Source organism: Pseudomonas putida (assembly GCF_050989985.1).
GTDB lineage: Bacteria > Pseudomonadota > Gammaproteobacteria > Pseudomonadales > Pseudomonadaceae > Aquipseudomonas > Aquipseudomonas putida_AI.
In genome coordinates this window covers 4,819,800-4,834,745 of the sequence record NZ_CP158815.1, presented here as the reverse complement: position 1 = coordinate 4,834,745, position 14,946 = coordinate 4,819,800, and the positions used below count along the sequence as shown (strand labels likewise).

12 protein-coding genes are annotated in these 14,946 nt (G+C 60.1%); 7 read left to right on the top strand and 5 right to left on the bottom strand.

Features of this window, described 5'->3' with window-relative positions; genetic code table 11:
* Positions 1 to 43 precede the first annotated feature (43 nt).
* Together ABTV29_RS22180 and ABTV29_RS22175 are read left to right on the top strand one after the other, a co-directional pair.
* Positions 44 to 568: a DUF6586 family protein gene (locus ABTV29_RS22180; protein ID WP_433766799.1), complete on the top strand. Its 525-nt coding sequence runs from the start codon at positions 44 to 46 to the stop codon at positions 566 to 568.
* Positions 569 to 723: 155 nt separating this feature from the next.
* On the top strand, positions 724 to 957 hold the full coding sequence (locus ABTV29_RS22175; protein ID WP_047538925.1) for a hypothetical protein: 234 nt from the start codon (positions 724 to 726) through the stop codon (positions 955 to 957).
* Positions 958 to 1,042: 85 nt separating this feature from the next.
* Here ABTV29_RS22175 and sulA read toward each other — a convergent pair whose 3' ends face one another.
* The gene (gene sulA / locus ABTV29_RS22170) at positions 1,043 to 1,519 is read right to left on the bottom strand and encodes an SOS-induced cell division inhibitor SulA (RefSeq protein WP_433766798.1); all 477 of its coding nucleotides are present in this window, start codon (positions 1,517 to 1,519) and stop codon (positions 1,043 to 1,045) included.
* 10 nt (positions 1,520 to 1,529) lie between these two features.
* The gene (gene lexA / locus ABTV29_RS22165; protein WP_433766797.1) at positions 1,530 to 2,138 is read right to left on the bottom strand and encodes a transcriptional repressor LexA; all 609 of its coding nucleotides are present in this window, start codon (positions 2,136 to 2,138) and stop codon (positions 1,530 to 1,532) included.
* Positions 2,139 to 2,367: 229 nt separating this feature from the next.
* On the opposite strand from lexA, the gene ABTV29_RS22160 reads away from it, so the two are divergent.
* The 3 genes from ABTV29_RS22160 to ABTV29_RS22150 all read left to right on the top strand — a co-directional run bounded on the left by ABTV29_RS22160 (position 2,368) and on the right by ABTV29_RS22150 (position 4,992).
* Complete coding sequence (locus ABTV29_RS22160) at positions 2,368 to 3,075, top strand: TetR/AcrR family transcriptional regulator (protein WP_433766796.1); 708 nt, start codon at positions 2,368 to 2,370, stop codon at positions 3,073 to 3,075.
* A 168-nt stretch (positions 3,076 to 3,243) separates the two neighbouring features.
* Entirely contained in the window at positions 3,244 to 4,242 is a 999-nt protein-coding gene (nagZ, locus tag ABTV29_RS22155; protein ID WP_433771976.1) for a beta-N-acetylhexosaminidase, read from the top strand.
* Between the two features lie 12 nt (positions 4,243 to 4,254).
* Positions 4,255 to 4,992, top strand: a complete 738-nt coding sequence (locus ABTV29_RS22150) for an S-methyl-5'-thioinosine phosphorylase (protein ID WP_433766795.1) — start codon at positions 4,255 to 4,257, stop codon at positions 4,990 to 4,992.
* Positions 4,993 to 5,089: 97 nt separating this feature from the next.
* On the opposite strand, the gene ABTV29_RS22145 is transcribed toward ABTV29_RS22150, so the two are convergent.
* From ABTV29_RS22145 to mfd, 3 genes are read right to left on the bottom strand one after another with little or no spacing between them, the layout of a single operon-like run.
* Positions 5,090 to 7,783, bottom strand: a complete 2,694-nt coding sequence (locus ABTV29_RS22145; protein ID WP_433766794.1) for an SNF2-related protein — start codon at positions 7,781 to 7,783, stop codon at positions 5,090 to 5,092.
* Positions 7,784 to 7,793: 10 nt separating this feature from the next.
* On the bottom strand, positions 7,794 to 8,360 hold the full coding sequence (locus ABTV29_RS22140) for a CsiV family protein (protein ID WP_433766793.1): 567 nt from the start codon (positions 8,358 to 8,360) through the stop codon (positions 7,794 to 7,796).
* 10 nt (positions 8,361 to 8,370) lie between these two features.
* Positions 8,371 to 11,820 (bottom strand): transcription-repair coupling factor, encoded by a 3,450-nt coding sequence (mfd, locus tag ABTV29_RS22135; RefSeq protein WP_433766792.1) that lies wholly within the window; start codon positions 11,818 to 11,820, stop codon positions 8,371 to 8,373.
* Between the two features lie 362 nt (positions 11,821 to 12,182).
* Here mfd and ABTV29_RS22130 point away from each other — a divergent pair, with 362 nt between their 5' ends.
* Together ABTV29_RS22130 and ABTV29_RS22125 are read left to right on the top strand one after the other, a co-directional pair.
* Positions 12,183 to 13,646, top strand: coding sequence for a glyceraldehyde-3-phosphate dehydrogenase (locus ABTV29_RS22130; RefSeq protein WP_433766791.1), 1,464 nt, complete (start codon positions 12,183 to 12,185; stop codon positions 13,644 to 13,646).
* Between the two features lie 168 nt (positions 13,647 to 13,814).
* Complete coding sequence (locus tag ABTV29_RS22125) at positions 13,815 to 14,801, top strand: FAD:protein FMN transferase (RefSeq protein WP_433766790.1); 987 nt, start codon at positions 13,815 to 13,817, stop codon at positions 14,799 to 14,801.
* Positions 14,802 to 14,946 lie beyond the last annotated feature (145 nt).

The window sequence follows — 14,946 nt, the reverse complement described above, 5'->3', positions numbered from 1 at the left end:
TTTGACCTGCGTGAAGCATCATTTCGTTGTGGAGGCTGCCGTCATGGCCCACGAGCTCTATACCCGTACCAACCAGAAGATCTATTTCGCCGGCCTTTCGCTGGAAGCGCTTGCCAAGGCAGAAGAGGCGCGGGCAATGAATTCCCTGGCGCTGATTCAGGCAGGCCGCGAATCGGCGTTGTTTCACCTGTATGGCGCCTTGCTGGGGCTGTGCCATGAAATCGCCGGGTTCTATCGATTGCCACAGGCCAATGCTATCCGGGCAGAATCGCTGCTGACTCGCGAGGTGCTGGAAAGCATCGCCATTCCGGAAATGGCCGAGATGGTCGAGCTGGCCAACAATCCGGAAACCTGGCTGGCCAAGCTGCTGGCGGCCCACGCCGCGCTGTTCCAGCCACCACGAGCGCCACACAAACCCAAGGGTGACGTGACACAGCCTTTGATCCTGGCGGTCAATCTGGATGAAGAAGAGGCGCCCGAGGAATTGAGCCGGGAAGAACTTGAGAGTTGGCGCCAAAACCTCAAGAGCCTGGCAATCCGTTTCCGGGAAGGCTTGAACGAGTGCTGAGGGGCGGGGCTCATTGACGGGCGGTACGCAAAGGTTGCCATTTCAGGGGAGAGCGTTGTCGGAAATTTCTCTTCGAGATGGCATCTGGTCAAGATCCCGAGCGAAGCCTGCTTGATGGCTATATAATCCCCGCCTTTCTTGGAGAACACACCTTTATGCCAACGTCCTTTTTAGAAATTGTCGAGTTACCAGACGGCCGAATCGAGCTGCGCAGGGCCGAGGACGAGGGTTCTCTGGTTACTTTGGATTTCTCCGAGGATGCCAAAGCGTTCCTGCAAGGCCAGCATGTCGAAGTCGCCAAGGCGATGTTAAGCGTCGGTGTTCAGATGGCCGGGCGCCTGGTTGAAGGCGAATTGGACAAGGAAGAGGGGCCGCGGGTCCTTCATTGATCCCGTCTGTCGGTTTTTTTGCCGATACTGCCACAGATCGGCTTCTCTGCCCCAGGAGAAGCCCTGCACCGCTCCAGGCGCAACGTTAACCCAGTCGAATATTCAGGCTTTGTGCGTCCCCGGTCCGGGCGGCGCTGATCAGCTGTTGGCGTGAAGTTGTGCTCAGCGGGTTGAGCCAGCTGACGACCGTGTGACTGCGACCAAGTCGAAGGGCTTCGCAGGTCAACTGCTGCGCACTTTGGGTGCCGCGCGGTTGCAGCAGAAGGATGCGCTCGCGATTGAGGCCGGCGTCCCTCAGCCAGGCTTGGGTCACGCTGGCAGGTGGGGCGATCAATGTCAGCCAGCGCGCATCCTGGTCCTGGCTAAGCTCCCTGAGAATCGGTGCCAGAAGGTTCAGGCAGTTCCCGGCTGCACCTCGTAGAGACAGCTCACTGAAGACTTCGGGTTCGGCGCTCCAGGGCGACTCGACCACTTCATTCAGGATCGGCGCCAATGGCTGCGCCAGGAATGCCTCGAACAGCAATGGCAGTTGAGCTTGCTGAGATGTGTGTGGGAACTGCATAAAGCCTCCTTTAGCGGCGAATGACGCCGACGCTCAAGCCTTCGATCACCAGTTCCTGATCTTTAAGGTTCACTTCGATAGGGGCGAATTCCGGGTTTTCGGCAATCAGCCAGACCTTGCTGCCGTCACGCTTGAAACGTTTTACGGTCACTTCGTCTCCGATCCGCGCCACCACGATTTGCCCGTTGCGGGCCTCGCGGGTTGTATGGACCGCCAGCAGGTCGCCGTCGAAAATGCCGACGTCCTTCATGCTCATGCCGTGTACTCGCAACAGATAGTCGGCACGTGGATGGAAGAAGGAAGGATTGATGTTGCAGGATTCTTCGACGTGCTGCTGGGCAAGGATCGGTGCGCCGGCGGCTACGCGCCCAATGATAGGCAGGGTGGAATCGTCGGCCTTGGCTTCGACGCCTGGAATGCGGATGCCGCGTGACGCGCCCGGGGTCATTTCGATCGCGCCCTTGCGGGCCAGCGCCTTGAGGTGTTCTTCTGCCGCGTTAGGCGATTTGAAACCCAGTTCCTGAGCGATTTCCGCGCGGGTCGGAGGGTAGCCATTGTCTTCCAGGCAGCGTTTGATGAAAGCCAGAATCTCGGCTTGGCGTGGCGTCAGCTTTAGCATATTGATCGCTCTGTTTTTTTATACAGTGACTGGGATTATATACAGTGAAGCGGTCTTGGCAATGCCCCTTTTTCTGCAGGCCGCCGGACGGTCCACAAGCCGGCTGGTGGAAGCTTCGCGGTTGTATGGTTAAATGTCTGACCGACCATTCCCAAAACGAACTGCCAGACTTGACAAGACATAGCTTGAAACGTATGTTTCAAACAAGTGTTTGTCAGGCGGAGTAGCCATGGCCCAGTCGGAAACCGTTGAACGCATTCTTGATGCTGCCGAGCAGTTGTTCGCGGAGAAAGGTTTCGCCGAAACCTCATTGCGTCTGATCACCAGCAAGGCCGGGGTCAATCTGGCGGCGGTGAACTATCACTTCGGATCGAAAAAGGCGCTGATCCAAGCGGTCTTTTCGCGTTTTCTCGGGCCGTTCTGCATCAGCCTCGATAAAGAGCTGGAGCGGCGCCAGGCCAAGCCTGAAATCAAGCCAACCCTCGAAGAACTGCTGGAAATCCTGGTCGAACAGGCCCTGGTAGTACAGCCCCGCAGCGGTAACGATCTCTCTATCTTCATGCGTTTGCTCGGCCTGGCCTTCAGTCAGAGCCAGGGGCATTTGCGTCGTTATCTGGAAGACATGTACGGCAAGGTTTTCCGCCGCTATATGATGCTGGTCAACGAAGCCGCGCCGCGCATTCCGCCAATCGAACTGTTCTGGCGCGTGCACTTCATGCTGGGTGCCGCGGCGTTCAGCATGTCCGGCATCAAGGCGTTGCGTGCGATTGCCGAAACCGATTTCGGCGTGAACACCTCCATCGAGCAGGTCATGCGGCTGATGGTGCCGTTTCTCGCCGCCGGCATGCGTGCCGAGTCGGGTGTCACCGACTCCGCGATGGCATCCGCGCAATTGCGTCCTCGCAGCAAATCGACACCGGTCGCCGCCAAGGTTTGACCGCACGGGTGGGCGCGGCAGCTGACATCCGTTAAGCTAGCCGCCCATGCCGACTCTCGTTCTGAATCCGTTTCCCACTGATATCGCTGTCCTGCCGGGCACTGCCCACGGCGGCGAATTCGTGCGAGGCGGATTTATCGTTATCAAGGAATCTCTATGACTGCTGGCTTGCAAGGCTCGTTGATGGTGGACGTCGCCGGTACCTGGCTGACGGCCGAAGATCGCCAATTGTTGCGCCAGCCCGAAGTGGGCGGCCTGATTATTTTTGCCCGTAACATCGAGCATCCGCGCCAGGTCCGCGAGTTGAGCGCGGCGATTCGCGCCATTCGCCCCGATCTTCTGTTGGCGGTGGATCAGGAAGGCGGGCGGGTTCAGCGTCTGCGCCAGGGTTTTGTGCGCCTGCCGGCCATGCGCGCCATTGCCGACAATGCCAATGCCGAATACCTGGCCGAGCAGTGTGGCTGGATCATGGCCACCGAAGTATTGGCTGTCGGTCTCGACCTGAGTTTCGCCCCGGTGCTGGACCTCGATCACCAGCGCAGCGCGGTGGTTGGTACCCGTTCGTTCGAGGGCGATCCAGAGCGTGCAGCGCTGCTGGCCGGTGCCTTCATTCGTGGTATGAACAGTGCTGGCATGGCCGCTACCGGCAAGCACTTTCCTGGTCACGGCTGGGCCGAGGCGGATTCCCACGTGGCGATCCCGAATGACGAGCGTAGTCTCGACGAGATCCGCGCCAAGGACCTGGTGCCATTCGCCAAGCTCAGCAAACAGCTGGCCGCTGTCATGCCGGCCCACGTGATCTATCCGCAGGTCGATGCGCAGCCTGCGGGCTTCTCCCGTCGTTGGTTGCAGGACATCCTGCGCGGCGAGCTGCAATTTGACGGGGTGATTTTCAGCGACGACCTGTCCATGGCCGGCGCTCATGTGGTGGGCGATGCCGCCAGCCGCATTGAGGCTGCGCTGACTGCCGGTTGTGACATGGGCCTGGTGTGCAATGATCGCGCCGCCGCCGAGTTGGCGCTGAGTGCCGCACAACGCCTGAAGGTGACGCCGTCGGCGCGAATCGCGCGGATGCGCGGTCAGTCCCATGCGTGCACCGACTACCGTCAGGATCCACGCTGGCTGGCCGCCGTCGGCGCGCTCAAAGAAGCTCAATTGATTGATTAAGGACTGGTTGTTATGACGGTTTACGCGATTATCGGTGGTACTGGCCTTACTCAGCTCGAAGGCTTGAGCATTCGTCAGTCCCTGGCGGTCGACACACCTTACGGCGCCCCTTCGGCCGATGTGCAGATCGGCGAATACGCTGGCAAGGAAGTGCTGTTCCTTGCCCGTCACGGCCATCCGCACCGTTTTCCGCCGCATCAGGTGAACTACCGCGCCAATCTCTGGGCGCTGAAACAGGCGGGCGCCGAGGCGATTCTGGCGGTGAATGCCGTGGGTGGGATTCATTCGGCGATGGGTACCGGGCATTTCTGCGTGCCGCATCAGCTGATCGATTACACCAGCGGTCGCCAGCACACCTATTTTGCCGATGACCTGGAACAGGTCACGCATATCGATTTCAGCTATCCGTACAGCGAACCGTTGCGCCAGCAACTGATCGCGGCACTGGCGGCAGAGGGTGTCGGTTACAGCAGCCACGGGGTGTACGCGTGCACCCAGGGGCCTCGGCTGGAAACCGTTGCCGAAATCGCCAGGCTGGAGCGTGACGGCTGCGACATCGTTGGCATGACCGGAATGCCGGAAGCCGCACTGGCCCGTGAGCTGGAACTGGATTACGCCTGTCTGGCGCTGGTGGTGAACCCGGCGGCGGGCAAGTCGACGGCGGTGATCACCATGGCCGAGATCGAGCAGGCATTGCATGATGGGATGGGCAAGGTGAAATCGACCTTGGCTCGGGTGCTCAAGGGCTGATTAGTCGATACACCGAGTTGACTCTTTCGTGAGCAGGCTCGCTCCCACAGACAGGCAAATAACCTTGTGGGAGCGAGCCTGCCAGTCGCAACAATTTTCAGCGCTTCTCCAGCTTATCCGGCAACGGCGCAAACAACGCCTCGATATCATCGCTCTGCAGTTTCCAGTCCCCGGCCTGGCGCCCATCCAGCACGCCGGCCGCCAGGTCGGATTTTTCTTTCTGCAGAAGCTGAATCTTCTCTTCCACCGTGCCACGGGCGATCAGCTTGTAGACGAATACCGGCTTTTCCTGGCCGATGCGATAGGCGCGGTCGGTCGCCTGGTGCTCGGTTGCCGGGTTCCACCACGGGTCGTAATGGATCACGGTGTCTGCTTCTGTCAGGTTCAGGCCAACACCACCGGCCTTCAGGCTGATCAGAAAGATCTGACGCTTACCGCTCTGGAAGTCCTTTACCGGCGTACGTCGGTCGCGGGTCTGCCCGGTCAGCAGGGCGTAGGCCACGCCACGTTTGTTCAGTTCGTCTTCAATCAGCGAGAGCATTGACGTGAACTGGGAGAACAACAGGATTCGACGGCCTTCCTCAAACAACTCCTCGAGCATTTCCATCAGGCTGTCGAGCTTGCCCGAAGTACTGCCGCGAGTGGGCAGGGCGGCATCGTTGACCAGGCGCAAATCGCAGCACACCTGACGCAGTTTCAGCAGCGCCTCGAGGATGATGATCTGGCTGCGGGCCACACCCTTGCGGGTGATCTCGTCGCGGACTTTCTTGTCCATGGCCAAGCGCATGGTTTCGTACACATCGCGTTGAGCTTCGTTGAGTTCGACCCAGTGAATGATTTCGGTTTTGGGCGGCAGCTCGGTGGCAACCTGTTCCTTGGTCCGACGCAACAGGAAGGGTTTGATCCGACCGTTAAGGTGCTGAAGTCTTACTTCACTGGTGCGCTTTTCAATCGGTACGCGGTAGTCGCGGTTGAAACTCTTCACATCGCCGAGCCAGCCCGGCAACAGGAAGTGAAACAGCGACCACAGTTCACCCAGGTGGTTTTCCAGCGGCGTGCCACTCAGGCACAGACGCTGGCGAGCATTGAGTTCGCGGGCGGCCTGCGCGGCCTTGCTGTTCGGATTCTTGATGTATTGCGCTTCATCCAGCACCAGGACGTGCAACGGTTGCGCCGCGAGGCGTTCGACGTCCTTGGGCAGCAGTGCGTAGGTGGTCAGGATCAGGTCGTAATCGGCCAGATTCTCGAAATGCTTTTTGCGACTGGCGCCGTATAGCGCCACCACCTTGAGTTGTGGCGTGAAATGCGCGGCTTCGTCGAGCCAGTTCGGAATCAGGCTGGTGGGCATCACCACCATGCACGGACGGTCGAGGCGCCCGGCGTTTTTCTCGCTGAGCACGTGCGCCAGGGTTTGCAGGGTTTTGCCCAGGCCCATGTCGTCCGCGAGAATGCCCCCGACCTCCAGCTGGCGCAGCGACTGCATCCAGCTCAATCCTTCCAGTTGATAAGGACGCAGTATCGCGTTCAGGCCTTCCGGCACGGTGGCGGTGTAGTCCTTGATGTCACGCAGGCGCTGGGCAAAGGTGCGGATCTGATCGCCGCCTTCCCAGAGCAGTGGCAGGTCTTCCAGCGAGTTCAGTCGCGTGGCGTCGGCCCTGCTCAGGCGCAGTGTGGTCTCGCCGGGTTCTTGCAGATAAAACTCACCGAGCGTCGCCAGTACCGGCTTCAAGCGGCCGAAGGGCAGGGCGACTTGCAGGGGGCCGTGCTCGGAGTTCGGGCGATTGGGGATGTTCACCAGGATCAGCTCGTCGTCGCGACGTCGGGCCAGGCGCTCGGGGTTGAGAATTTCTGTGTGCGAGCGCATCAGGTTCAACAGGATCGGCAGCAGGCTCAGGCGCTCGCCGTTGACGATGATGCCCAGTTCCAGATCGAACCAGTCGCGCTCCGGAGCCTGCTCGACTGTCGCGTACCAGTCGTCCACGGCGGTCAGGTCGAAACCGAAGTCCTCGTTGATCTGCAACTCCCAACCCTGGGTACGCAGTTTCGGCAGTTCGTTGAGGGTGAAGGTCAGCCAGGCGCTGTCGTTGACCATTTCGTACAGTTCGCCAGCACTCTCCGGCAAGGCCTTGCTTTGCCGGGTGGCGATTCTGAAACCGAGGATGCGTAACTGTTCCCTGTAGGATTGTTCCACTTCCGGGTGGCGCTTTATTCGTAGCGTTTGTGTCTCCTGACGAATCAGGATGTCGGTGTTTTTCTGCCCGCTGACATATTCATCCAGATAGCTGAAAGACAGCGCCGCACGGTGCTGGACGTAACGCTGCATCCTGCCGTTGCGCGGTTCGAAGGCACTGAATTCGATGCTCGCCAGCCACAGGCGCGGCACCGGTTGCACGTTGTCCACCAACACTTGCGGCGGTGCTTTCGGGCTGCGGTTTTCCAGGACGGCCTGCAGTTTTTCAAGCAGCTCGGCGTCTTTGGCGGCAGCAGGGTAGTTGAGCGTTTCCTGCACTTGCAGCAATACCGCCGCGCAATGTTTGCAGTTGCTGTGGACGGGGCAGGAGCAGGTCGCATCGATCATCAGCAAAGTGCCTTTGGCCGACTCCCGCAAGCGAATGGTCTGACGGTAAACGTTACCGCCAGAGCCTTCGCACGCGGCGACAATGGTGGCGTCGCCGGCTTCGACGATTCTGACGCGATTTTCCAGCGCGTAGCGTCGGCCACGTTCCAGGCTCTGTTCCTTGAATCGGCTGACCCAGGAAGGTGCCAGGGGTTTGCTCAGAGTGGCAGACATAGGGACTCGATCAGTCCGGAATTTCTTCGGGGGCTGGCCGAGGCGCAGGGGCGGTGAGCGAAGTGATCTTGATCAGCAGGCCGAGGTGGCCGGCGTCGAGGAAGTTCAGTTGCCCGTTTTTGGTGTGGCTGTCTGTCTTCAGGCGTTCGCTGGCGGTGACCAGGCCATCCGGGTTGATCTGGTTGACCCAGAAATCGGCCTCGACGTCGGTAAAACGCCCCAGTTTCATATTCAACGTGCCCTCGATCGGGAATTGGCCGAATTGTTCCTTGCCGTCGCTGATTGCCACCTTGCTGGCTTCCTCGCCAAGGTTCTGTTGCCAGGCCTTGTGCAGCAACACCGTGTATTCATTGCTGGCGGTGAGCTTTTCCACCTCGCCGTTGAGGCTCGGGGTGCGCAGGCTGTCAGGCTTGAGGCGCTGGGCGCCGGCATCCCAGTCCTCCGGCGCGGCACGGCTGACAATGGCTGGCACGGCGTTCTGCCGCACCAGAATCATTTCAATCTGATACAGATCATCGGCGAATGCCGAAGGAGCGGCCAATGCCATCAGTAAAGTCAGTGAGCGAAACAGGCGCATGCGGCGTCCTTCAAGCAGTTTTCGGGATGAGGCGCTCGAACAGCGCCTCTACAGTATTAAAGCGCTCTTCCGGGCGCTCCATCGGCACCATGAACTTGAACATCGTGGCGCCTTCGAATTTGTAGCGTTTGGGCTGGCTCTGGATCAGTTTGATCAGGGTCAGCGGGTCGACCGGAGTTTGTGCGGCGAACTCGACACGACCACCTTGTGGACCGCCGTCGACTTTCTTGATGCCCAGCACTTCGGCCTGCAATTTCAGTGCGGTGATGCGCATCAGGTTCTTGGTCGGCTCCGGCAGCAGGCCGAAACGGTCGATCATCTCCACTTGCAGATCCTTGAGGCCTTCCTCGTCGGTGGCTGAAGCAATGCGCTTGTAGAGGATCAGGCGTGCGTGAACATCCGGCAGGTAGTCCTCGGGAATCAGTGCCGGCACACGCAAGTTGACTTCCGGACCACCGCCCAGCGGTTGATCAAGATTCGGTTGCTCGCCCTTGCGGATCGATTTCACGGCGCGTTCGAGCATTTCCATGTACAGCGTGAAGCCGACCGCCTGGATTTGCCCGCTTTGGCCATCGCCGAGCAGCTCGCCGGCACCGCGGATTTCCAGGTCGTTGGTGGCCAGCACGAAGCCTGCGCCGAGGTCCTGGGTATTGGCGATCGCTTCCAGGCGCTTTTCCGCATCCGGAGTGATTTGCTGGCGCGGCGGTGTCAGCAGGTACGCGTAGGCCTGGTGGTGACTGCGCCCGACCCGACCGCGCAGCTGGTGCAGCTGTGCCAGGCCGAACTTGTCGGCGCGTTCGATGATGATGGTGTTGGCGCTCGGCACGTCGATGCCGGTCTCGATGATGGTCGAGGCGATCAGTACGTTGAAGCGCTTGTGGTAGAAGTCGCTCATCACCTGTTCGAGTTCGCGTTCGCGCATCTGCCCGTGGCCAATGCCAATCCGCGCCTCCGGCACCAGTTCGGCGAGGTCGGCGGCGCACTTCTCGATGGTTTTCACGTCGTTGTGCAGGTAGTAGACCTGGCCGCCACGCAGCAACTCACGGAGCAGGGCTTCCTTGATCGTGCTCTTGTTCTGCTCCATGACGAAGGTGCGCACGGACAGGCGTCGGGCCGGTGGCGTGGCGATGATCGACAGGTCGCGCATGCCCGATACCGCCATGTTCAGCGTGCGCGGGATTGGCGTGGCGGTCAGGGTGAGGATGTCGACTTCGCTGCGCAGCGCCTTGAGCTGTTCTTTCTGGCGCACACCAAAACGGTGCTCTTCGTCGATGATCACAAGGCCCAGGTTTTTGATTTTCACATCGTCCTGCAGCAGCTTATGGGTGCCGATGACGATGTCGATCTTGCCTTCGGCCAGATCGGCCACCGCGGTATTCACTTCCTTGGCCGACTTGAAGCGGCTCATCACTTCCACGGTCACCGGCCAGTCGGCGAAGCGGTCGCGGAAGCTGTTGTAGTGTTGCTGGGCGAGCAGGGTGGTAGGCACCAGAATCGCCACCTGCCTGCCGCCGTGTACGGCAATGAACGCCGCGCGCATCGCCACTTCGGTCTTGCCGAAGCCAACGTCGCCACAGACCAGGCGATCCATCGGTTTCGGCGCGAGCATGTCTTCGCGCACCGCTTCGATGGCGGTTTGCTGGTCGGGCGTTTCTTCGAACGGGAAGCCGGCGCTGAATGTGGCGTAATCGGCTTTCGGGTCGCTGAAGGCATAACCTTCGCGGGCAGCACGACGCGCATAGATGTCGAGCAATTCGGCGGCCACGTCGCGCACCTGTTCGGCGGCCTTGCGCTTGGCTTTCTGCCAGGTCTCGGAGCCCAGGCGATGCAGCGGGGCCAGGGCATCGTCGCTGCCGGTGTAGCGCGCGATCAGGTGCAGGTTGGCCACCGGCACGTAGAGCTTGGCGCCCTCGGCGTACTCCAGGGCAAGGAATTCGGCGGCCTGATTGTCGATTTCCAGCGTTGCCAGGCCCAGGTAGCGACCGACGCCGTGGTCGATATGCACCACCGGTGCGCCTTCGCGCAGCTCGGTGAGGTTTTTGATCACCGCATCGTTGTTGGCGTCCGCGCGTTTTTCCCGGCGACGGCGTTGCATCACGCGCTGGCCGAACAGCGGACTCTCGGCGACCAGCGCAAGGGCCGGTTCGTCCAGCAGCAAACCTTCATCCAGCGGCGCAATGGTGATCGCCAGGCGATCCTTGCCGCTGACAAAGTCCGGCCAGCTGTCGACGGTCTTTGGTCGCAGCTTCAGACGTTCGAGCAATTCCAGCAGCACTTCGCGCCGGCCCGCGGATTCGGCGGTAAACAGCACGCGCCCGGGGAATTGATCGAGAAATTGCGAAAGTGCCGCCAACGGCTGGGTGGCCTTGGCTTCGATGGCCAGGTTCGGCAGTTCCCGCGAGGGGAAACGTTCGCGTCCGGCACCGGTTTCCACGTCCTGTTGGCTGGCCACCACCCGCGGCCAGCTCTTGAGGCGCGCGAAGCAGTCTTCTACCGGCAGGAACAATTCGGCCGGGGGCAGTAAAGGACGGGACGGATCGACGCGACGTTCTTCGTACCGATTGCGCACATCGTTCCAGAAGTTCTCCGCCGCCTGCTCGATGCCCGGCAGCGAGAACACCTGGGTGTCCTGGGGCAGGTAATCGAACAGGGTCGAGGTTTCCTCGAAGAACAGCGGCAGGTAGTACTCGATGCCGGCGGGGGTAATCCCGCTATTCAAGTCCTGGAAGATCGGGCAGCGACGGAAATCCACATCGAAGCGCTCGCGAAAACGCGCCTTGAAGCGGGTCACCGCTTCTTTCTCCAGCGGGAATTCCTTGGCCGGCAGCAGCTTGACCGAGTCGACCTTGTCGATGGAGCGCTGGTTCTCCGGGTCAAAGGTGCGCAGGGTTTCGATTTCGTCGTCGAACAGGTCGATGCGATAAGGCAGCTTGCTGCCCATCGGGAACAGGTCGATCAGCGAGCCGCGCACTGTGAATTCGCCGTGCTCGTACACGGTATCGACATAGCGATAGCCGGTGGCTTCGAGCCGGGTGCGCATCTGCTCGACGTCGAGCTTCTGACCGACATCCAGTACCAGGCTGCTGCCGAGCAGGAATTTGGTCGGCGCCAGGCGGTGCAGGGCGGTGGTGATCGGCACCACCAATACGCCATGGCTCAACTCCGGCAATCGATAAAGAGCGGAGATGCGCTGGGAAATAATGTCCTGGTGCGGTGAAAACAGATCGTAGGGCAGGGTTTCCCAGTCGGGGAAATGCAGTACAGGCAAATCCGGGGCGAAGAAACTCAGCTCCTGCTCAAGCCGTTCGGCACTTTGGCTATCGGCGGTCAGCAGCAGGGTAAAGCGCTTGGCAGCGCTGGCGGCCTCGGCAATGGCCAGGCTCAGGGAAGCACCGGGCAGGTTGCCCCAATGCTGTTTACCTGCCGCGGCAGGGAGATGCGGTAGACGCAGAACGGGCACGGAAGGTTGAGCTCCAAGCGTTGCGACAAAGTCGGTAATTGTAGCGGTCTCGGATGCCGGCTGTCAGTTGCAGATGTGTCTATTACGCGGCTGAGGCGAAATGTAGTGGTAATGACAAAATCGGGCGGTTTTTTTCTGAAAATCGCCGATTATGTAGTGGCAAAAACAACGAGTGTTACGGATGGTTACGGACAAGGCAGCGCTGTTCCCAAAAAATTGACGATGCTGAAGGCCCCGGTTTTATTGGGCTTCAGGGCGGCGCGGTTTTTTTGAACGGAAAATTGTTACGGTCTGTGCGACAAGCGCGCATTGCTACGCGTTGCACTCGGCGGCATAATGTAGCCCCTTTTTTCTGCCCCTACATGTGGAAGGTTCCCGTGACTCAGAAGCCCGACCAGTGTCTTGGTGAATGGATCGACCGTGAAGCACTCGCAGAAGCGATGATTCCGCTTATCGGTCAGCTCTACCGCAATAACAACGTGGTGAGCTCGATCTATGGCCGCAGCCTGATCAACCGCTCGGTGATTTCGATCCTCAAAGCACACCGCTTTGCCCGTCATCGCCAGACCGACGAAACCGAACTCTCCGTCCACGAGACATTCCCACTGCTCAAGGCCATGAGCGAGCTGAAACTGGGTGCCGCTTCGGTTGACCTGGGCAAGCTGGCCAACAAGTTCAAGCAAGAAGGCAACGGCCGCAGCGCCGAGCAGTTCGTGCGTGAAGAAATGGCCGACGTGGTAGGCCAGCAGAACGCTTCCGCCCGCAAAGGCACCGACGTTGTCCTGTACGGCTTCGGTCGTATCGGCCGCCTGCTGGCGCGCATCCTGATCGAGAAAACCGGTGGTGGCGACGGCCTGCGTCTGCGCGCCATCGTTGTCCGCAAGGGCGCCGAGAACGACCTGGTCAAGCGTGCCAGCCTGCTGCGTCGCGACTCGGTTCATGGTCCGTTCGATGGCACCATCACCATTGATGAAGCCAACAACACCATCACCGCCAACGGCAACCTGATCCAGGTGATCTACGCCAAGAGCCCGAGCGAAGTCGACTACACCCAGTACGGCATCGAAAACGCTCTGATTGTCGACAACACCGGTGTATGGCGTGATGCCGACGGCCTGGGCCAGCACCTGGCCTGCCCGGGCGCTGCCCGCGTGATCCTCACCGCACCTGGCAAGGGCGCGCTGAAGAACATCGTTCACGGCATCAACCATGGCGACATCACCGCTGACGACAAGATCATCTCGGCGGCTTCCTGCACCACCAACGCCATCGTGCCGGTGCTCAAGGCAGTCAACGACCAGTACGGCATCGTCAACGGCCACGTCGAAACCGTTCACTCGTTCACCAACGACCAGAACCTGATCGACAACTTCCACAAGGGCAGCCGTCGTGGCCGCGCCGCGCCGCTGAACATGGTAATCACCGAGACCGGTGCCGCCACCGCAGCCGCCAAGGCACTGCCAGTGCTCAAGGGCAAGCTGACCGGCAACGCGATTCGCGTACCGACGCCGAACGTGTCGATGGCCATCCTGAACCTGAACCTGGAAAAGGCCACCACCCGCGACGAAATCAACGAGTACCTGCGCCAGATGGCCATGCACTCGGACCTGCACAAGCAGATCGACTACGTCAGCTCCCAGGAAGTGGTTTCCACCGACTTCGTTGGCTCGCGCCACGCTGGCGTCGTGGATGCTGAAGCAACCATCACCCAGGATAACCGCGTTGTTCTGTACGTCTGGTACGACAACGAATTCGGTTACAGCTGCCAGGTGGTTCGCGTGATGGAAGACATGGCTGGTGTGAACCCGCCTGCATTCCCGCGCTAAGCCTTAGCCGCTCATGAAAACGCCCCGACTTGTTCGGGGCGTTTTTGTTTGGGGTGTTTTTGATTGGGTTGGCGTCGATCAAATCGCATAATGGCCACCCTTGACGGCGTGTCAGGGATTGGCAGGGAGAATCGGGATTTGTTGATCAGGTGGTGGGGCATTTTCCTGATGCTTGTTGGAATGTTGTCTGGCTGTGGCAATGATGACGCCATGGAAAGCTTCGGCGGCCCGACCATGGGTAGCACTTATTCAATCAAGTACGTACGTCAAACGGGGCTGCCCGGGCCGGCAGCGGTTCAGGTGGAGGTCGAAAGGATCCTGGCCGGCGTCGACCGGCAACTGTCGACCTATCGCAGCGACTCCGATATCGAACGCTTCAACCAGTTGCCTGCCAATTCCTGCCAGAAAATGCCCCCGTCGATCCTTGAGCTGGTCCGAGTCGGCGAGCAGTTGTCGTCACAGAGCGACGGATCCTTCGATTTGACGGTGGAGCCGCTGCTCAATCTCTGGGGCTTCGGCCCTCAGGCGCGCGAAGAAAAAGTCCCGACCGCCCAAGCGCTGGCCGAGGTGCGGCAGCGTGTCGGGTACAGGCACTTGCACATCGAAGGTGATGAGCTTTGCAAGGACGCCGCAGTCGAAGTCGATTTCAACAGTATTGCCGCCGGCTACGCAGTCGATCTGATCGCGGCCAGGCTCGAAGCGCTGGGTATTCACAATTACCTGGCCGAGGCCACCGGCGAGCTGAAGGCGGCGGGGAAGAAGCTCGATGGCTCGCCGTGGCGTATTGCCCTGGAAGAGCCTCGCGACGATCAGCAGGTGGCCGAGCGCATTGTCGCCATCGACGGTTATGGTCTTTCCACTTCCGGTGATTACCGTAACTATTTCGTGCAGGGCGGCCAGCGTTTTTCCCACACCTTCGATGCGCGCACCGGTGCGCCGGTCTCACACACGCTGGCGTCCGTCACGGTGATTCATCCTTCGGCGCTGATGGCCGATGGCTTGTCGACGCTTTTGCTGATCCTTGGCCCGGAGCGCGGTTGGGATTACGCAGAAAAACACGATATCGGCGCATTTTTTGTGATTCGTGCCGATACAGGTTTCGTCACACGAACCAGTCACGCTTTTGAGCGCCTCGCGGGCGGTAAAACCCAGTGATTCGGGCGATTCAAACATCGAAGGCTGGCGTTGTTGTGCAGGCAAAACTAGCCTACGACGCGACCAAGGGTTAATGTGCGCGGCGTTGACGCTTCTATAGACTGTGTCCGGGTTCGGTATTGGCCCCAAATTGTTCCTTCACGCC